The organism is Caulobacter sp. BE254 (assembly GCF_031457295.1).
Taxonomy (GTDB): Bacteria; Pseudomonadota; Alphaproteobacteria; order Caulobacterales; family Caulobacteraceae; genus Caulobacter.
In genome coordinates, this window is sequence record NZ_JAVDWJ010000006.1 from 225,273 (window position 1) to 242,572 (window position 17,300).

General features: G+C 68.5%; 16 protein-coding genes. 8 read left to right on the plus strand and 8 right to left on the minus strand.

Translation table 11 applies throughout. The annotated features are described in order from the left end of the window. The first annotated feature begins 105 nt into the window (after window positions 1-105). Both J2X41_RS13345 and J2X41_RS13350 read left to right on the plus strand, forming a co-directional pair. Entirely contained in the window at window positions 106-1,479 is a 1,374-nt protein-coding gene (locus J2X41_RS13345) for an aspartate aminotransferase family protein (protein ID WP_310082423.1), read from the plus strand. 259 nt (window positions 1,480-1,738) lie between these two features. After that, window positions 1,739-2,518: a site-2 protease family protein gene (locus J2X41_RS13350; protein ID WP_310082425.1), complete on the plus strand. Its 780-nt coding sequence runs from the start codon at window positions 1,739-1,741 to the stop codon at window positions 2,516-2,518. Between the two features lie 180 nt (window positions 2,519-2,698). On the opposite strand, the gene J2X41_RS13355 is transcribed toward J2X41_RS13350, so the two are convergent. Further along, window positions 2,699-3,799, minus strand: coding sequence for a methyl-accepting chemotaxis protein (locus J2X41_RS13355; RefSeq protein ID WP_310082427.1), 1,101 nt, complete (start codon window positions 3,797-3,799; stop codon window positions 2,699-2,701). 441 nt (window positions 3,800-4,240) lie between these two features. On the opposite strand from J2X41_RS13355, the gene J2X41_RS13360 reads away from it, so the two are divergent. Both J2X41_RS13360 and J2X41_RS13365 read left to right on the plus strand, forming a co-directional pair. After that, entirely contained in the window at window positions 4,241-5,638 is a 1,398-nt protein-coding gene (locus tag J2X41_RS13360; protein ID WP_310082430.1) for a pectate lyase, read from the plus strand. Then, complete coding sequence (locus J2X41_RS13365; protein WP_310082432.1) at window positions 5,635-6,291, plus strand: hypothetical protein; 657 nt, start codon at window positions 5,635-5,637, stop codon at window positions 6,289-6,291. Before J2X41_RS13360 ends, J2X41_RS13365 begins: the two co-directional genes overlap by 4 nt. Before the next feature lie 187 nt (window positions 6,292-6,478). On the opposite strand, the gene J2X41_RS13370 is transcribed toward J2X41_RS13365, so the two are convergent. Further along, window positions 6,479-6,931, minus strand: coding sequence for a hypothetical protein (locus J2X41_RS13370; RefSeq protein WP_310082433.1), 453 nt, complete (start codon window positions 6,929-6,931; stop codon window positions 6,479-6,481). 230 nt (window positions 6,932-7,161) lie between these two features. Between J2X41_RS13370 and aroC the strand changes: the two genes are divergently transcribed. Further along, a complete protein-coding gene (gene aroC, locus J2X41_RS13375; protein WP_310082434.1) occupies window positions 7,162-8,283 on the plus strand; it encodes a chorismate synthase in 1,122 nt (373 codons plus the stop codon). Between the two features lie 138 nt (window positions 8,284-8,421). Here aroC and J2X41_RS13380 read toward each other — a convergent pair whose 3' ends face one another. Next, window positions 8,422-8,634, minus strand: coding sequence for a hypothetical protein (locus tag J2X41_RS13380; RefSeq protein WP_310082436.1), 213 nt, complete (start codon window positions 8,632-8,634; stop codon window positions 8,422-8,424). Window positions 8,635-9,158: 524 nt separating this feature from the next. Here J2X41_RS13380 and J2X41_RS13385 point away from each other — a divergent pair. Then, window positions 9,159-9,392 (plus strand): hypothetical protein, encoded by a 234-nt coding sequence (locus tag J2X41_RS13385; protein ID WP_310082438.1) that lies wholly within the window; start codon window positions 9,159-9,161, stop codon window positions 9,390-9,392. A 15-nt stretch (window positions 9,393-9,407) separates the two neighbouring features. Here the strand turns inward: J2X41_RS13385 and J2X41_RS13390 are convergent, their stop codons facing one another. The 5 genes from J2X41_RS13390 to queC all read right to left on the minus strand — a co-directional run bounded on the left by J2X41_RS13390 (window position 9,408) and on the right by queC (window position 12,455). Then, complete coding sequence (locus J2X41_RS13390) at window positions 9,408-9,827, minus strand: hypothetical protein (RefSeq protein ID WP_310082439.1); 420 nt, start codon at window positions 9,825-9,827, stop codon at window positions 9,408-9,410. Between the two features lie 17 nt (window positions 9,828-9,844). After that, window positions 9,845-10,216, minus strand: a complete 372-nt coding sequence (locus tag J2X41_RS13395; protein ID WP_310082440.1) for a YciI family protein — start codon at window positions 10,214-10,216, stop codon at window positions 9,845-9,847. A 231-nt stretch (window positions 10,217-10,447) separates the two neighbouring features. Further along, window positions 10,448-10,813: a 6-carboxytetrahydropterin synthase gene (locus J2X41_RS13405; RefSeq protein ID WP_028038409.1), complete on the minus strand. Its 366-nt coding sequence runs from the start codon at window positions 10,811-10,813 to the stop codon at window positions 10,448-10,450. Between the two features lie 73 nt (window positions 10,814-10,886). Continuing rightward, a complete protein-coding gene (gene queE / locus J2X41_RS13410; RefSeq protein ID WP_310082441.1) occupies window positions 10,887-11,519 on the minus strand; it encodes a 7-carboxy-7-deazaguanine synthase in 633 nt (210 codons plus the stop codon). A 180-nt stretch (window positions 11,520-11,699) separates the two neighbouring features. Further along, the gene (gene queC, locus J2X41_RS13415; protein WP_310082442.1) at window positions 11,700-12,455 is read right to left on the minus strand and encodes a 7-cyano-7-deazaguanine synthase QueC; all 756 of its coding nucleotides are present in this window, start codon (window positions 12,453-12,455) and stop codon (window positions 11,700-11,702) included. A 480-nt stretch (window positions 12,456-12,935) separates the two neighbouring features. Between queC and J2X41_RS13420 the strand changes: the two genes are divergently transcribed. Together J2X41_RS13420 and J2X41_RS13425 are read left to right on the plus strand one after the other, a co-directional pair. Beyond that, entirely contained in the window at window positions 12,936-15,791 is a 2,856-nt protein-coding gene (locus J2X41_RS13420) for a TonB-dependent receptor (RefSeq protein ID WP_310082443.1), read from the plus strand. A 401-nt stretch (window positions 15,792-16,192) separates the two neighbouring features. Beyond that, on the plus strand, window positions 16,193-17,290 hold the full coding sequence (locus J2X41_RS13425) for a histidine kinase dimerization/phosphoacceptor domain -containing protein (protein WP_310082444.1): 1,098 nt from the start codon (window positions 16,193-16,195) through the stop codon (window positions 17,288-17,290). Window positions 17,291-17,300 lie beyond the last annotated feature (10 nt).

The following is a 17,300-nucleotide window of genomic DNA, read 5'->3' on the forward strand; positions in this document are numbered from 1 at the left end:
TCGGCGTTCATCCGATCAGAATCCACGCTTTGGGATCTGGGTCCCGGCATTCGCCGGGATGAGCGGCCGTAGGGGCTTGCCAGATCACATTGAACTGCGATCACAATGCACGCGTCAGCCCAGAACGCCAGGGCCGGAGACCTCCCCATGACCGATTTCGGCTCTCAGGCCGCGACCAACGACCTCGACGCCTTCTGGATGCCGTTCACGCCCAACCGGCGGTTCAAGGCCAATCCCCGGATGCTGGGCCGCGCCGAGGGCATGTACTACGCCACGCCCGACGGCCGCCAGGTGCTGGACGCCACCTCGGGCCTGTGGTGCGTCAACGCCGGCCACAACCGCCCCAGGATTGTCGAGGCCATCCGCAACCAGGCCGGCGAGATGGACTTCGCCCCCAGCTTCAACATGGGCCACCCGGGCGCCTTCGCCTTCGCCAGCCGCATCGCCCAGATCACCCCGCCGGGCCTGGACCGGATCTTCTTCACCGGCTCGGGCTCGGAGTCTGTCGACACCGCGCTGAAGATCGCCCTGGCCTATCACCGGGCCCGCGGCAAGGGGACCAAGACCCGGCTGATCGGCCGCGAGCGCGGCTATCACGGCGTGGGCTTCGGCGGCATATCGGTGGGCGGCATCCCCAAGAACCGGATGTATTTCGGCAGCTTGCTGACCGGCGTCGACCACCTGCCCCACACCCACGGCGTGGCCGGCAACCTGTTCGCCCAGGGCCAGCCGCAGAACGGCGCGGAACTGGCCGACGCGCTCGAGGGCATCGTCGCCCTGCACGACGCCAGCAACATCGCCGCGGTGATCGTCGAGCCGGTGGCCGGCTCGACCGGCGTGCTGGTCCCGCCCGAAGGCTACCTGCAGCGCCTGCGGGCGATCTGCGACAGGCACGACATCCTGCTGATCTTCGACGAGGTGATCACCGGCTTTGGCCGAGTGGGCGCGGCCTTCGCGGCCGAGCGGTTCGGGGTGACGCCGGACATGATCTGCATGGCCAAGGGCCTGACCAACGCCGCTGTGCCGGCCGGGGCGGTGGCGGCGTCCGAGGGCGTCTACCAGGCGATGATGGACGGCGCCGACGCCCCGATCGAGCTGTTCCACGGCTACACCTACGGCGCGCACCCCCTGGCCTGCGCGGCCGGCCTGGCGACCCTGGAGGTCTACCAGGAGGAGGGCCTGTTCGCGCGGGCGCTGGAGATGGAGCCCTACTGGCGCACGGCGGTCCATTCGCTGAAGGACGCCCGCCACGTGGTCGACATCCGCGACTTCGGCCTGATCGCGGGCATCGAGCTGGAGCCCCGCCCCGGCGCGCCCACCGCCCGGGCGATGGCCGCGTTCGAGACCGCCTTCGACCGCGGCCTGCTGACCCGCGTGACCGGCGACATCATCGCCCTGTCGCCGCCGCTGATCATCGAGAAGGGGCAGGTGGACCAGGTGGTTGAGACGATCCGCGCGGTGCTGGCGGCGGTGGACTGAGGCGCGGAGGGACGCCCCTCCGTCCGCTTCGCCATCCCGCTGCGCGGGGGTTATCGCTTACGCGCAAAAGGGTTTGTCATCCCGGACGAGCGCGCGGCGCGAAGATCCGGGACCGGGGCGTGAACTCAGAGCTTGCGGCGGTCCCGGATCGGCGCTCGGCTTCGCCGAGCTTGTCCGGGATGACAGTTTTCTTCGATGCGGATCCATGTGCGACAACCCTCCCCCGCTGCGCGAGGGAGGAGAAGCGGTATAAGGGTCCATGACCCTCGCCGACATCCGCCCCTCCAAGCCCGCCCCGATCAGCGCCAACGCCCTGATCCTGACGGGGATCTTCGCCGCCCTGACCTTCGCCCTGGCGCGGCTGGAGGCGCCGCCCGGCGTGCTGACCTTCGCCTTCGTGGTGGTCGGCTGGATCCTCAGCGTGGTGGTCCACGAGTTCGCCCACGCCTTCGTGGCCTGGAAGGCCGGCGACCACACGATCGCCCAGAAGGGCTACCTGACCCTGGACCCGCTGAAATACACCGACCTGGGGACCAGCCTGATCCTTCCGCTGGTGGTGCTGGCCATGGGCGGGATCGGCTTTCCGGGCGGGGCGGTCTATCTGCGCGACGACCTGATGCGCAGCCGGCGCGGCCGGGCCCTGGCCTCGCTGGCCGGGCCGCTGGGCACCCTGGCGGTGCTGGTCGGCCTGGCCGTCTGCCTGGCCGCCGACCGGGCGTTCGGCGTCGAGACCAGTCCGCTGTCGCGCGCCGCCGCCTTCCTGGCCTTCCTGCAAGGCTTCGCCCTGGTGCTGAACCTGCTGCCCCTGCCGGGCCTGGACGGCTTCGGCGTGATCCGCCCCTACCTGCCGCCGGCCGTCCAGCAGCAGGCGATGAAGGTCGGCGGCCTGGTGTTCATCGGCCTGTTCCTGGCGATCTTCTTCATCCCCGGCGTCAACCACGCCCTGTTCGGCGTCGTGCTGACGATCACCGACCTGTTCGGCGTCTCCCGTCCCGACATCGGCGCGGGGTACCAGGCGTTCCGGTTCTGGGAGGGGTAGAAGCACCCTCTCCCAGAGGGAGAGGGAGGGACCCGCGCCGCAGGCGTGGGAGGGTGAGGGGTTACACCCTCACCAATTATCCCTGAGCGCCCTGCCGGCGCGCCGTCGAACTCAGAACCCCCTCACCCTCCCAAGCTTCGCTTGGGCCCCTCCCTCTCCCCATGGGAGAGGGAATATAGGTCACGCCGCCTTCACGCCCGCGCGAAAGGTGGCGGAGACCTTCTCCGCCTCCGCCGTCTGGACCAGGCAGCCGTACCAGCCCAGACCCCGGTAGGTCTCGTAGCCGGGCGTCAGGGCGTAGCCGATGGTGCGGGCTCCGTCGGCGTAGCTGGCCATGTCGCCGCCGGTCGTGTCGAGCGGGAAGGTCTCCTCCAGCACGCCCTTGCCGTCCGAACTGGCCAGCACCCGGTGGTTCTGGTCCAGCAGCAGCACCCGCGAGCGGGTCCGTTCCTCGTCGGTCAGGCGCACGCCGTCGACCACCGCCTGGGCCTGGGGCTTCCAGTCGAAATGCACGCCCAGCACGCCCAGCACCCGGCCGTCGGCCTGGCCGCCCTCGCGGATGGCCGTGGCGTAGGTGGCGACCGGGGCGTCGTTCAGGGCCTTGACCCGCTCGATGTCGCAGACCGTGAAATCGTCGCCCGACCGGGTGCGCAGGGCGTCGCGGAACCAGGGCGCGTCGGCTACCGAGGCGTTGCGGGCGGCCGGATAGCGGTCGGGGCGGCCGCTGGCGATCACCCGGCCCGAGGGGTCGGCGATCCACAGGTCCAGATAGACGGTGTAGGCGTCGAGGATCACCTTCAGCCGCTGGCTGGCGTAGGCAGCCGCCTCGCGCGAGGGGGCGGCCACGCAGTCGACCACGGCGCTGTCGGTGGCCCACCAGCGCACGTCGCAGGTGCGCTCGTAGAGGTTGCGGTCGATGATCTCGATGGCGTTCAGGGCCAGGTCGACCAGGCGCTGGCCGCGCAGGTGGCCCAGGATCGCCCCGCCGATCGCCGTCAGCTCGTCGAGGTCGGCGCGCACCTGGCTCTCCAGGGCGGCGGCCACCACGTCGATCTGGGTGGAGATGGTCTTGAACTCCTCGGCGACGATGGCGAAGCCGCGCCCCGCCTCGCCGGCCCGGGCGGCGACGATCAGGGCGTTGATCGCCAGCATCTTGGCCGAGCGGTTGACATAGGCGATCTCGCCGATCTTCTCGCCGGCCACGGCGCTGAGGCGCTCGCTGAGCTCCAGGATGCGTTCTGGGCGGAGGCTGGCGTCTTCGCCGGTCGAAGGTCCTGCCATGCGTGGTTTCCCCCGAAACCGGCGGCGGGACCCGGAACAGCCGAATCACTCGCCAGACGGGCGAGCATGACACTGCTGTCAGCTTGCAGAACCGGGGTCGGACAATCCGTCGCGCCCTGTGGCTGGTTTGGCGGGCCATCGGGGTGGCGGATGCGCGATTTGGCGGCAAATCCTGCCTGATTAATCATCAAGGCTCGCGCGAGGTGTCCTTCCACAGTGATCGGGAAGCCTTACCGTACGGCGATGACACCGGTGGACAGAGGTTTTGGGACGGGAGATGATGCCCCCCAACATCCGCTCATCCCGGCGAATGCCGGGACCCAGATGGAATGGCGACGGGGCTGACGCCAATGGCTCTGAGCCTATCCAGCCAGCCGCACCGCCACGGGATCTGGGTCCCGGCATTCGCCGGGATGAGCGGCGAAAAAGGGGGAAACGAAGATGATCCGCACGTCCGGCGCTCCGACAACGATCCTGGCCGCCGCCCTGGCCTTCGCCGCGCCCCTCGCCGCGCCCCTGGCCCAGGCCGTCCCGCGCGAGGTTCTCGCCTTCCCCGGCGCCGAGGGCGCGGGACGGCTGTCGGCGGGCGGGCGCGGCGGGGCGGTGATCAAGGTGACCAACCTGGAGGACTCCGGCCCGGGCTCCCTGCGCGCCGCCGTCGAGGCCGAGGGGCCGCGCACCGTCGTCTTCGAGGTCGCCGGCACGATCCCGCTGAAGCGCGAGCTGAAGATCGCCAACGGCCGGATCACCATCGCCGGCCAGACCGCCCCGGGCGGCGGGATCACCCTGCGCGACCACACCCTGGTGGTGGCCGCCGACGACGTGGTCATCCGCTTCATCCGCTCGCGCCTGGGCGACGAGAGCAAGACCGAGGGCGACGCGATCTGGATCAACGCCGGCCGGCGGATCATCCTCGACCATGTCTCGGCCAGCTGGTCGGTGGACGAGACCCTGTCGGCCAGCGCCCGCTACGACGCGCCGGGCCCCAATGGGAAAGAGGGGGGCTTCTATGACCTGACCGTTCAATGGTCGATCATCGCCGAGAGCCTGCGCCATTCGATCCACGCCAAGGGCGACCACGGCTATGGCAGCCTGATCCGCGGCGGCAACGGCTCGAGGATCAGCTTCCACCACAACCTGTGGGCCAACCACCTGGCTCGCATGCCGCGCCCGGGCAACTATGAGGGCCCCGACAAGGACCCGGTCGGGGCCTTGTTCGAGTTCCGCTCCAACGTCTTCTACAACTGGGGCAAGGACCACGCCGGCTACGACGCCGACAAGGCGGCCCTGGCGGCCTACAGCTTCGTCGACAACGCCTATGTCATGGGCCCCGACAGCGATAAGCCCATCGCCTTCGACGAGAGCAACAGCCTGGCCAAGGCGTTCTTCGCCGGCAACAGCATGAACGGCGTCGTCCCCGCCGATCCGTGGAGCCTGGTCACCGGGCTGCAGGCGCCGGGCTATCGTCGGGCCGCGCCGATCGCGGTGGCGCCGGTCAAGGCCGATCCGGCCGCCTCGGCCTACGAGCGGGTGCTGGCCGACGCCGGGGCCAGCGTGTTCCGCGACAGCGTCGACGCCCGGATCGTGGCCGGGGTGCGCGACCGGACGGGCCGACTGATCGACAGCCAGGCCCAGGTCGGCGGCTGGCCGGTCCTGCCGGCCGGCGTCGCGGCCGGCGTCGCGGCCGTCGACGCCGACGGCGACGGCATGCCCGACGCCTGGGAGAAGGCCCACGGCCTGGATCCGAGGAAGGCCGACGGGGCGGCCCTTGCCAAGGACGGCTCGGGCTATACCAATCTCGAACTCTATCTGGCCGACATCGCCGAGGCGCGCCGATGATCCTGATGACGATGGTCCTGCTCGCGACGCAAGGTCCGCCCACGCTGGGCGCGCTGGCGAACCTGTCGCCGCGGGCCGCGGGCGAGATCGTTCTGGCGGGCAAGGATCACGAGCCGATCGCGAAGATCGTCGTTCCGACGGGTCGGGGCATGGACCCGCCTGGCATGGTCGAGCGCCAATTGGTCGAACAGTCGGTCGCCGGCCCCCAGGGTTGCTCGAGAAGACGGTGGATCGCCAGGTTCTCCCACGCCCCCGGCGTCGCCGAAGGCGAGGCGGCGCTTTCCAGCGTGTGGGCCTCGACCGAGATCGCCCTGCCCGGCGCCGCCGGATGCCCGGACGACGGCTACGTGCACCTGAACCCGGGCCTTGAGGCGACCCAGGCCCTGCCGGCGCTGAGATATCTGGACGACATCCGGCTGGGTGACGCCCCGGCCCAGTTCACCTGTTCCGACGAGACCGCCTCGGGCCTCTGCGCCGATCCCGGGAAGATCCGACAGGCGCTGGCGAAGCTGTCGCCATGGGCCGTGACGCGCCAGAATGGGCAGATGGTTTTCTGGCTGGGCGGGGCCGGACAGGCGGTCACCGAGGTGCGCTACAGCCCCGATCGTCCCGACCAGGTCACGGTCAGCCGCAGGATCCCCGCGCCGTTCTAACGGCGAGACAGGACGTTGGCGGTTCGCCCACTTGCCCCCACCTGACCGCGTTGCGGTCTGTCCGCCCCCATAGGGGGCGGAGCGCTCCGCCCCCTATGGGGGCGGACAGGCGACGAAGTCGCCAGGTGGGGGCAAGCCGCGCGCTAGAACCGGAACATGCCGTTGGGCATGCCCCGAACGGTCCGCCCTAGCCGACCGGGCTGAGCACCTTGTACGCCGGCTTGGCCTTGGCGGCGTCGCCGCTGCCGACGGTGAAGGAATAGTCGCTCCAGTAGATCCGGACGATCGCCGGCGCGCTGCTGTTGTACGAGACCTCGTGCCACTCGCGCGTCGAGGAGAAGATGCTCAGATAGTAGACGTCGCCTGTCTGGTCCTCGAAGGCCAGGTACATCGAGCCGCTGAAGGCGCCCTTGGGGCCCTGGGCGTCGACCCGGACCTGGTAGCTGTAGATGCCGGCGATGGACTGCAGCTCGATCGCGAAGACCGTGCCGCCGTCGTTGGCCACCACGCAGTTCTGCGGCGAGTTGCCGTTGACCGTGGCCGACTGGTTGGGCTGCATTCCGCCGGAGGACGTGGCGCTGTAGTAGCCGTTCTTGCACTCGCCGCAATCGCCGCTGAAGTTCGCTGTGCCGATGGTCATGTGCTTGCTCCCTGTTATGGCCCGGTCGTCGCCAGGCGCCACCTTAGGTTCCGACAGATACAATCTTACTCTGGGGTTGCGCTTAATGCAACCTTTAGGAGCTTTACCGTTAAGTCTACCATAAGATGCATTAAGCTTAATGCGGCTGTCCGGGCGTCCGACCTCGCCGCCACCCGAAGAAGACCGCACCCGGCTTTGCCCCCTCCGCCGCTTTCGGCTACACCGCCCGCATGTCGCACAACACCTTCGGCCACCTGTTCCGCGTCACCACCTGGGGCGAAAGCCACGGCCCGGCCCTGGGCTGCGTGGTCGACGGCGTCCCGCCGGGCATCGCCCTGACCGCCGAGCAGATCCAGGCCTTCCTCGACAAGCGCCGCCCCGGCCAAGGCAAGTTCGTCACCCAGCGCCAGGAGCCGGACGCCGTGCGCATCCTGTCGGGGGTGTTCGAGGACGAGCGCAGCGATGGCCAGCGCACCACGGGCACGCCGATCAGCCTGATGATCGACAACACCGACCAGCGCTCCAAGGACTATGGCGAGATCGCCCAGGCCTTCCGGCCGGGCCACGCCGACTACCCCTATTTCGCCAAGTACGGCGTGCGCGACTATCGCGGCGGCGGGCGCAGCTCGGCGCGGGAGACCGCCGCGCGGGTGGCGGCCGGCGCCATCGCCCGGCTGGTGATCCCCGGCGTCACCGTGCGCGCGGCCCTGGTGCAGATCGGCCCGCACGCCATCGACCACGCGAACTGGGACTGGGACCAGGTCGAGCAGAACCCCTACTGGTCGCCGGACGCCGCGATCATTCCGGTCTGGGAAGAGCACCTGGAAAAGGTCCGCAAGGCCGGATCCTCGACCGGCGCCGTCGTCGAGGTCGAGGCGATCGGCGTGCCGGCCGGCTGGGGCGCGCCGCTCTATGGCAAGCTGGACGCCGAGCTGGCCGCGGCCCTGATGTCGATCAACGCCGCCAAGGGCGTGGAGATCGGCGAAGGCTTCGCCAGCGCCGCCCTGTCGGGCGAGGACAACGCCGACCAGATGCGGATGGGCGAGGACGGCCCGGTGTTCCTCAGCAACCACGCCGGCGGCGTGCTGGGCGGGCTGTCGACCGGCCAGCCGGTGGTGGCCCGCGTGGCCTTCAAGCCGACCTCCTCGATCCTGACCCCGCGCGAGAGCGTCAACGAGGCCGGCGAAGAGGTCGACCTGCGCACCAAGGGCCGCCACGACCCCTGCGTGGGCATCCGCGGCGTGCCGGTGGTCGAGGCCATGACCGCCTGCGTCCTGGCCGACGCCTTCCTGCGCCACCGCGCCCAGACCGGCGGCGGGGCGTTCGTCCCGGGCATGAGCGGTCGGCGGTAGGTGTCATCCCGGACGAGCGCGTAGCGCGAAGATCCGGGACCAGGGCGTGAACTCAGAGCTTCCGGCGGTCCCGGATCGGCGCTCGGCTGCGCCGAGCTTGTCCGGGATGACAGGCTGTTTTCAGCTTGGCGAAAGCCCCTACCCCTTGCGCGCCTCGGGCCATTCCTCGGGGCGCAGGATCATCGTCGGGCGCAGGAACGGCGAGCGGACGCGGTCGTAGTCCTGGATGTGCAGGTTTCGGCAGATGATCTCGAGCAATGTCCCGCCGTCGACTTCCGGCGGAGGCTCGTCGTGCATCTGATTCCAGAGCTCGAGAGCTTCGCGCTTGATGAGTTCGTCGCGGGAGGTCATTCGGAAATCATATCCCTTCGGCGCATCAACTCTCCTGCGGCGAGTCTCGTTCCTAAGTTTTTCGTTGATAAAAGGTAACCAAGCGTCGCCGACGTTAAGGATAGTCTGATCATCGGCGCGCGAAGATTGAAGATTAACGTGGCCGCATGCGCGCGGTTCGCCGAGGGATCGCCAGCGCCGGCCTCTGCCGAAAATCGATATTACCCTGAAAACGTTAGGCTTTCTGGACGATTAGCGGCCTCTCCCGGAATCACTAGGAGCGACCAGGGACCTCTTCCAAATGGATTGGCTCTGAAATGCGCTGTCATCCCGGACAAGCTCGGCCAAGCCGAGCGCCGATCCGGGACCGCCACAAGCTCAGAGTTCACGCCCCGGTCCCGGATCATCGCGCTACGCGCTCGTCCGGGATGACAATCGTCTTTGGTGACCTCTCGCCTGCTCCTCGCCACACAGCGGCCATCGGACGCGGCGACCCTGGCGGCGCGCCGGGCTAGAACGCAGGCCCCAACTCAGTGAGCTTGTCCATGGTCCCGCGTCGCCTGCCCTTCGTTCTCGCCCTCGTGGCCATCGCCACCACCAGCCAGGGCTGCCTGGCCGTCGCCGCCGGCGGGGCCGTGGTCGGCGCGGGCGCCGCCGTGGTCGGCACGACCGGCAAGGTCGTGGTCGGGGCCGGCAAGGCGGTGATCCCCGGCGAAAGCAAGAAGGACCGCGAAGAGCGCGAATTCAAGGAATGGAAGAAGGCCCAGCGGGACGGCTGAGGCCGCTCGCCCCGCCTACTGGTTCTTCACCGCCAGGCAGCGCTTGGCGCCGGCCTTCAGCGTCAGGGTGGCGGCCAGCGTCGAGGACTGGCCGCAATAGTGGCTCGGGCGCGTCCGCGTGAAGTCGAAGACGATCGTGTCGCCGCGCTTGCGGGCCACGGCGACGTCGTCGTCGGTCAGCGGGAAGGTCGTGACGCCCGCCGGGCCGGCCGTAGGCTTGCCCTCGGGCGCCAGGCTGCAGCTGGTGACGTCCGACGCGCCCTTGGTCGAGGCCAGGTAGTCGAAGCCCGTCACCCGCTCGCCGTCGACCGTCGCCGACAGGTCGTGGGTCACCGGACCCTTGCGGGCCGAGCAGCGCCAGGTCTCGGCGTTGGCGACGGCGGGCGCGGCGGCCGCGATCAGGCCGAGAAGCGCGGCGAGGGTTTGGTGACGCATGACTTCGACTTTCAGGCCTACTCCGCCGCGATCGCCCCCGGCAGGTACAGCCGCATCGGCCGCACCTCGTAGGCGCCGCCGGGATTGGCCACGCCCAGCTCGCGGGCGATGTCGAGGGCCTCGTCCATGTCGGCGACGTCCAGGGTATAGAAGCCCAGGAACTGCTCCTTGGTCTCGGCATAGGGACCGTCGACCACGAACGGGGCGTCGGTCTTGACCAGGGTCTTGGCGGCCGAGGTGCCCTGCAGCCGGCCCGACGGCCCCATCTTGCCCTGGGCGACCAGCCGGTCGTGCACGACCGACAGCCGACCCATGACGGCGGCGTCCTGTTCCGGGGTCCAGCCCAGGACCTCGGTCTCGTTGTTGTAGCACAGCAGCATGTAGAGCATGGGCGAGGGTTCCCCGAGGCGTTGTGGGCGCTAGGGATAGGACACGGAACGGCGCGTGAAAACCCTCTCCCATTGGGAGAGGGAGGGACCCGCCGCGCAGCGGTGGGAGGGTGAGGGGTTTAGACGTCCGACGGCGTGCCGGCAGGGCGCTCAGGGAAGAGGGCGAAAGCGTAATCCCTCACCCTCCCAGGCTTCGCCTGGGCCCCTCCCTCTCCCCCGGGAGAGGGCGATTTACAGCGCCAGCGCGCAGCTTTCGCCGATCGTGGGCCGCGAGATCACCACGCGCGACAGGCCCGGGAACTGGGGCGTCAGGCGTTCGGCGAAATAGAGGCAGATCCGCTCCAGGGTCGGGCTTTCCAGCCCCGGGCGATCGTTGAGCAGGCCGTGGTCCAGCTCGGCGGCCACCGCCTTCAGGGCCGCGTCCAGGCCGTCGAGGTCGGCGACCCAGCCGGCGTCCTGCATGGCGCCGCGCACGCTGGCCTCGACCTTGAACGAGTGGCCGTGCAGCTTGCGGTAGCGATGGTCGGCGGGACCTTGCTCGATGTAATGGGCCGCGTCGAAATGCGCGGCCTTCGTGATCTCGAAGACGGGCTTCATCAGGTACTTCTTTTGACAAGGCCTGGGAGGCTCTAGCGGCTCGACCCTGTCACCAGGTCGAGCGCCTTATCCGTCAGGGCAGGCCGAGATATTTGTGCGTCTGGACGCTTAAACGCCATTGTGGGTGCGAAAGGCAATAGGCGACGGCCAATTGGGTGTTGCGCTCGCGGTCGGGGCCGTCCATCGGCTGCAGGTAGAAGCGCTCGAAATCCAGGCCTTCGAAGCGCTCCGGCAGGGCCTTGTCCTGGGGGTAGACCAGCTTCAGCTCCTGGCCATGTGTCTGGACCACCGGGGCGTCGGCCTTGGGACTGACGCAGACCCAGTCGATCCCGTCGGGCGCCTTGAGCGTGCCGTTGGTCTCGACCGCGATCATGAAGCCGCGGGCGTGCAGGGCGGCGATGGCCGTCGCGTCCAGCTGCAGCAGCGGCTCGCCGCCGGTGCAGACCACCAGGCGGTCGCGCGGCCCGCCGGTCCAGGCGGCCTCGACCGCGTCGGCCAGCGCCTCGGCCGTGGCGAACTTGCCGCCGCCCTCGCCGTCGGTCCCCACGAAGTCGGTGTCGCAGAAGGTGCAGACGGCCTTGGCGCGGTCCTGCTCGCGGCCGGTCCACAGGTTGCAGCCGGCGAACCGGCAGAACACCGCCGCCTTGCCCGCCTGCCCGCCCTCGCCCTGCAGGGTGAGGAAGATTTCCTTGACGGTGTAGGTCATTGGGCGAGCCCGCCACCCACCGTTGTCATCCCGGCCTCGGGTCGCGCAAGCGGCCCGCCTGACGGCGGGCGGGCGCAGCGCTTGTCCGGGACCCAGGTGAACCGCACCGCATTCGCCCAGTCCCCTGGGTCCCGGACAGCCCCTGCGGGGCTTCCGGGATGACAGTTAAAAGTGCGCACTTCAGACACCGAGCACGCCCCGCCCGCCCGCGTCCCACTCCTCATACCCCCGCCGCCGCAGCTCGCACGCCGGGCATTCGCCGCAGCCATGCCCCCAGGCGTGCAGTTCGCCGCGGTCGCCCTGGTAGCAGGTGTGGCTCTCGACCACGATCAGGTCGACCAGGTCCTCGCCGCCGAGCTGCTTGGCCAGGGCCCAGGTTTCGGCCTTGGTCAGCTTCATCAGCGGGGTCTCGATGACGAAGTCGCGGTCCATGCCCAGGTTCAGCGCGCTCTGCATGGCGTCCAGGGTGTCGCGGCGGCAGTCGGGATAGCCCGAGAAGTCGGTCTCGCACATGCCGCCGACCAGGGCCCCCAGGCCCCGGCGGTCGGCCAGGGCGGCGGCGTAGATCAGGAACACCAGGTTGCGGCCCGGCACGAAGGTCGAGGGCAGGCCGCGCTCGGTCATCTCGATGGCGACGTCGGCGGTCAGGGCAGACTGGGCCACCGCGCCGAAGCCGGTCAGGTCCAGCACGTGGTCCTCGCCCAGGCGGTCGGCCCAGTGCGGAAAGCGTTCGGCCATCTGGCGGCGCACCGACTGGCGGGCCTGCATCTCGATCACGTGGCGCTGGCCGTAATCGAAGCCGACGGTCTCGACCCGGGCGTAGCGCTCCAGGGCCCAGGCCAGGCAGACGCTGCTGTCCTGGCCGCCGGAGAACAGCACCAGGGCGGCGTCGGCCCGCGAGCCGCCGGACGCGGAGGAAACTTCAGGAGTGGACATGGCGTCTCTCTACACGAGGCGCGCGGACTTGGCACGTGGGGGACGGTCACGGATGCCGACCCGACCGTTGCCTGGGCCCCTCACAGACGAACAATCGTTTCGAACGCCGATATTTGGCCTGTACCTTCGGCGCGAATGAGACAGTATGAGCCGGACGCTCCGGCAAGGCGCGCCAGGGTTTACCGGCCTGAAACCACGCTTGACCCAACGTCAGGCGCCGGACCGGCTTTTCGAATTTTCGTGAAAACTTGCCTTGCCCAGGTGATTTCGCGCCTGGGTAAAGTGAAAACGCGTAACCTATCGCCGATTACTTACACCTTGGCCGGTTGACAGCCCCCAGGGCCAAGTATGCAATCCCTATTATGCTGCGCAGGGTCAGCCGTACGCCCGCGCAGTGTTCAAAAAGTACGGCGACCGAGGAAACAACACGACGCCCGCAGGGTCCGCCATAAGGAGCCGCGACGTCAGGGAGGGAATAGAATGTCGCAATCTCTGCGTATGCGGAGCCTGCTGGCCATGGGCGCGTCCGTGACCGTGCTGGCCGCCGTCGCCGCCCCAGCCTTCGCCCAGACCACGCCCCAGACCGCCGCCGCGCCGAAGCCGGCCGCCCAGCAAGGCGGCGGCAACGTGCTCGAGGAACTGGTCGTCACCGCCCAGAAGAAGGAAGAGGCCCTGCAGGACGTGCCGATCGCGGTGTCGGCCTTCAGCCAGGACAGCCTCCAGGCGCAGAAGATCGACGGCGGCCCTAACCTGCAGCAGGCGATCCCCAACGTCACCTTCGCCAAGGGCAACTTCACCAACAGCTTCAACTTCGCGATCCGCGGCATCGGCAACAAGGCCGTCGGCGTCTCGACCGACGGCGGCGTCGGCGTCCACGAAAACAACGCCCCGCTGCAGACGGGCAACCTGTTCGACGCCGAGTTCTTCGACGTCGAGCGCGTCGAGGTGCTGCGCGGCCCGCAGGGCACACTGTACGGCCGCAACGCCACCGGCGGCGTGGTCAACATCATCACCGCCAAGCCAACCGACACCTTCGAGGCCGAGATCACCGGCGAGCTGGGCAACTACAACACCCAGAAGCTCCGCGGCATGGTCAACCTGCCGATCCTGGGCGACAAGCTGGCCGTCCGCGTGGCCGGCAACTATCTCAAGCGCGACGGCTTCGTCACCAACACCTTCAACAACCACAAGGTCGACGACCGCGACCTGTACTCGACCCGCGTGTCGGTGATGTTCAATCCCATCGACAGCCTGCGCACCAACTTCATGTGGGAGCATTTCAACGAGGACGACAGCCGCGCCCGGGTCGGCAAGCAGCTGTGCACCAAGGACCTGGGCCCGGCCACGGTGGGCGGCGTGCCCAGCGGCGCGGCCCGCGCCTTCCTCAGCCAGGGCTGCCTGCCCGCCTCGCTGTACGGCGACAGCGCCTATGGCACGGTCAACACCTCCGGCACCCTGACCGGCGAGCTGGGCAACATCTTCGGCTTCACCAGCGGCGACGCCAACGCCGGCGACACCGCCAGCCGCAACCTGCGCGAAATCGAGTCGTTGTTCGACCCGATCTACCGCTCCAAGTCCGACATCTACCAGTTCAACCTGGCCTACGACCTGACCGACGCCCTGACCTTCACGGCCATGACCTCGTACAGCAAGGGCAAGGTCTATACCAAGCTGGACTACAACCGGAACGTCGCGACCGTCCCGTTCAGGAACACGCCCTTCACGCCCGGCGGCTTCTTCAACGACCCGCAGGTGGGCAATACCAACAAGTTCACCACCCTGGACGTCTCGGCGGGCAACTCCAAGCAGTGGAGCCAGGAGGTCCGCCTGCAGTCGAACTTCGACGGCCCGCTGAACTTCAACTTCGGCGGCATCTATTTCGACTACAAGACCGTCACCGACTACTACGTGATCGGCAACTCGCTGACCCTGTCGGCCCTGGCCCTGAACTTCCAGAAGACCGGCAACCCCAACTGCAGCCCGACCGCCCTGCCGACCACCTGCATCGGCATCGACCCCAACGCCACGCCGGACGGCAGCGGCCACAACTATTATGACAACCGCTCGCCCTATCACCTGAAGTCCAACGCCCTGTTCGGCGAGCTGTACTGGCAGGCCAACGAGAAGCTGAAGTTCACCCTGGGCCTGCGCCGGACCCACGACGACAAGCGCCTGGACGTCTTCGACACCGTGCTGCTGTCGCCGGGCATCGGCCTCAAGCAGAGCACGACCCACCCGCAGGAACGCTCGGTGTTCAACGAGCTGACCGGCCGCTTCGGCTTCGACTACAAGCTCAGCGACGACAACCTGCTCTACGCCTTCTATTCCAAGGGCTACAAGGGCGGCGGCTCGAACCCGCCGGCGGCGGCCGGCTCGGCCAGCGTCAAGCCGCAGTTCGACCCCGAATTCGTCAACGCCTTCGAGCTGGGGTCGAAGAACACCCTGCTGGGCGGCAGCCTGATGCTGAACGCCACGGGCTTCTACTACGACTACCAGGGCTACCAGATCTCCAAGATCGTCAACCGCACCTCGGTCAACGAGAACGTCAACGCCACGGTCTACGGCCTGGAGCTGGAGTCGGTCTGGTCGCCGGTCCACAATCTCAAGCTCAACGCCAATGTCGGCTACCTGCACACCAAGATCGGCAGCGGGGTGTCGTCGATCGACACCATGAACCGCACCCAGAGCAACCCGGCCTATACCGTGGTCAAGGCGGGCCCCAGCCTGCCCAATGTCGCGGTCGGCTCCAACTGCGTGCTGACCACCGCCGGGGTCGCCACCCTGATCGCGGCCGGGGCCGGCGCGACCGTGCCGTTCGCCTGCGGCGGCCCGCAGGTGTTCCAGGCCTTCCTGCAGACCCCGGCCGCGGCCGGCGGGGCGGGCCTGCCGGCCCCCACCGCCGCCTTCCTGGCCAACGCCACGGGCCTGTACAACTACGGCGCCGGCTACACGATCGAGGGCAAGGCCGCGGACCTGTCGGGCAACCAGCTGCCCAACTCGCCGCACTGGACCACCTCGGTCGGGGCCCAATATACCTGGGACTTCTCCGCCGGCTGGTCGGCCACCCTGCGCGGCGACTACTACCGCCAGAGCAAGCAGTACACCCGGGTCTACAACACCGCCTACGACCAGCTGAAGTCGTGGGACAACGCCAACATCACCCTGAAGGTCGAAAAGCCCGAATGGGGCCTGCGCATCGACGCCTACGTCAAGAACCTGGGCAACGACACGCCGATCACCGACGCCTACACCACCGACGACAGCTCGGGCCTGTTCACCAACCTGATCACGCTGGAGCCGCGCACCTACGGCGTCAGCCTGACCAAGTCGTTCTAGGTCAAGGCCCTGCGTGGTCCTCGTCCTTTGACGAGCTCAGGATGAGGACCATTCACAAGCTCGGCGCGTAGAAAACCTCATCCTGAGCCTGTCGAAGGACGAGGTTTTCCGCCCAAGGGGCGGCGGAGCGATCCGCCGCCCTTTTTCGCACCTGGAACTTCGCCGGCGCCGCCGAAGGCCTGAACGCCGGGGACGCAGGGGACGCCAGGTACGGCCTTCGGCCTCACCGGACGGGCCTTGAAATCCACCCTAAGCAGCATCGCGCAAATCGATGCAACTTTACGGAAAGTTGGCCGTTAAAAGCGTCAAGCGAGTCACCATGGCGCGACCTCCTCTGACTTTCGCGACTTCCCGGCGCTAGGCTTTCGCTCCGCGAGCCTCCGGTCTTCCGAAAGCCGACCATGCCTGCCCCGCAACCCAGCGCCGAAGACGTCGCCCTGAGTCTCACCTTGGCCGTCGTGACCTCCTCGCCCGCCCCGTTGCTGCTCCTGGACGACCAACTGACGATCATCGCGGCCAGCACGTCGTTCTGCGACGTCTTCGGCGGTCATCCGGGCGAGCTCGTCGGCCAGTCGCTGTACGCCCTGGACGCCGGCGACTGGGACGGTCCCGCCCTGCGGTCCCTGATGACCGCGACCATCGCCGGCCATGGCGACCTGGACGCCTGCGACATCGACTTGAAACCCTCCCAAGGACCGGTTCGCCACCTGGTCGTCGAGGCCAGGCGCCTGGACTATCTGGACCTGGAACAGACTCGCCTCCTGCTGGCGGTGTCCGACGTGACGAACGCCCGCGCCGACGCGGCCCTGCAGGAAAACGCCCAGCGCGAAACCGGCGTGCTGTTGCGGGAGGTGCGCCACCGGGTCGCCAACAGCCTGCAGATCATCGCCAGCGTCCTGCTGCAAAACGCGCGCAAGACCGGGTCGGACGAGACGCGCGGCCACCTCCAGGACGCGCACCATCGCGTGATGTCCGTGGCCGCCCTGGAGCGCCTGCTGTCCACCTCCGACGGCGACGGAGTCGAAATGCACGCCTATTTCACCAGCCTTTGCGAGATCATCTCGGCCTCGATCATCGGCGACCAGGACCATGTCGCGCTGACGGTGGCGGGCGGCCGCGGCGTCGTGGAATCCAGGATTTCGGTGAGCCTGGGCCTGATCGTCACCGAACTGGTGATCAATGCGCTCAAGCACGCCTTTCCCGGCGACCGGCCGGGGAAGATCGTCATCGACTACGGCTTCCACGGACCCAATTGGACCCTCAGCGTGCACGACGACGGCGTCGGCATGCCGACGACCGCGCGAAAAGGCTTGGGCTCAAGCATTGTCGAGGCCCTAGCTCGGCAGCTGAGCGCCTCCGTCGAGACCACGCTACAGCATCCGGGCACCCGGGTTTCGATCCAGCACACCCAGGTCGCCCTCGTGCAGGACGATCCGAAGACGGCGAGCGAGCGAGCCGCGCGGGCCGCCGCCGGAACCAGCGCCATCGGCGGTCGATAAGGATTGAATG

Coding starts and splice junctions, on each gene's coding strand:
- aroC (WP_310082434.1), top strand. CDS start 7,162: ATGTCGCACAACACCTTCGGCCACCTGTTCCGCGTCACCACCTGGGGC.
- J2X41_RS13355 (WP_310082427.1), bottom strand. CDS start 3,799: ATGGCAGGACCTTCGACCGGCGAAGACGCCAGCCTCCGCCCAGAACGC.
- J2X41_RS13425 (WP_310082444.1), top strand. CDS start 16,193: ATGCCTGCCCCGCAACCCAGCGCCGAAGACGTCGCCCTGAGTCTCACC.
- J2X41_RS13360 (WP_310082430.1), top strand. CDS start 4,241: ATGATCCGCACGTCCGGCGCTCCGACAACGATCCTGGCCGCCGCCCTG.
- J2X41_RS13390 (WP_310082439.1), bottom strand. CDS start 9,827: ATGCGTCACCAAACCCTCGCCGCGCTTCTCGGCCTGATCGCGGCCGCC.
- J2X41_RS13420 (WP_310082443.1), top strand. CDS start 12,936: ATGTCGCAATCTCTGCGTATGCGGAGCCTGCTGGCCATGGGCGCGTCC.
- J2X41_RS13370 (WP_310082433.1), bottom strand. CDS start 6,931: ATGACCATCGGCACAGCGAACTTCAGCGGCGATTGCGGCGAGTGCAAG.
- queE (WP_310082441.1), bottom strand. CDS start 11,519: ATGACCTACACCGTCAAGGAAATCTTCCTCACCCTGCAGGGCGAGGGC.
- J2X41_RS13380 (WP_310082436.1), bottom strand. CDS start 8,634: ATGACCTCCCGCGACGAACTCATCAAGCGCGAAGCTCTCGAGCTCTGG.
- J2X41_RS13365 (WP_310082432.1), top strand. CDS start 5,635: ATGATCCTGATGACGATGGTCCTGCTCGCGACGCAAGGTCCGCCCACG.
- J2X41_RS13405 (WP_028038409.1), bottom strand. CDS start 10,813: ATGAAGCCCGTCTTCGAGATCACGAAGGCCGCGCATTTCGACGCGGCC.
- queC (WP_310082442.1), bottom strand. CDS start 12,455: ATGTCCACTCCTGAAGTTTCCTCCGCGTCCGGCGGCTCGCGGGCCGAC.
- J2X41_RS13395 (WP_310082440.1), bottom strand. CDS start 10,216: ATGCTCTACATGCTGCTGTGCTACAACAACGAGACCGAGGTCCTGGGC.
- J2X41_RS13385 (WP_310082438.1), top strand. CDS start 9,159: ATGGTCCCGCGTCGCCTGCCCTTCGTTCTCGCCCTCGTGGCCATCGCC.
- J2X41_RS13350 (WP_310082425.1), top strand. CDS start 1,739: ATGACCCTCGCCGACATCCGCCCCTCCAAGCCCGCCCCGATCAGCGCC.
- J2X41_RS13345 (WP_310082423.1), top strand. CDS start 106: ATGCACGCGTCAGCCCAGAACGCCAGGGCCGGAGACCTCCCCATGACC.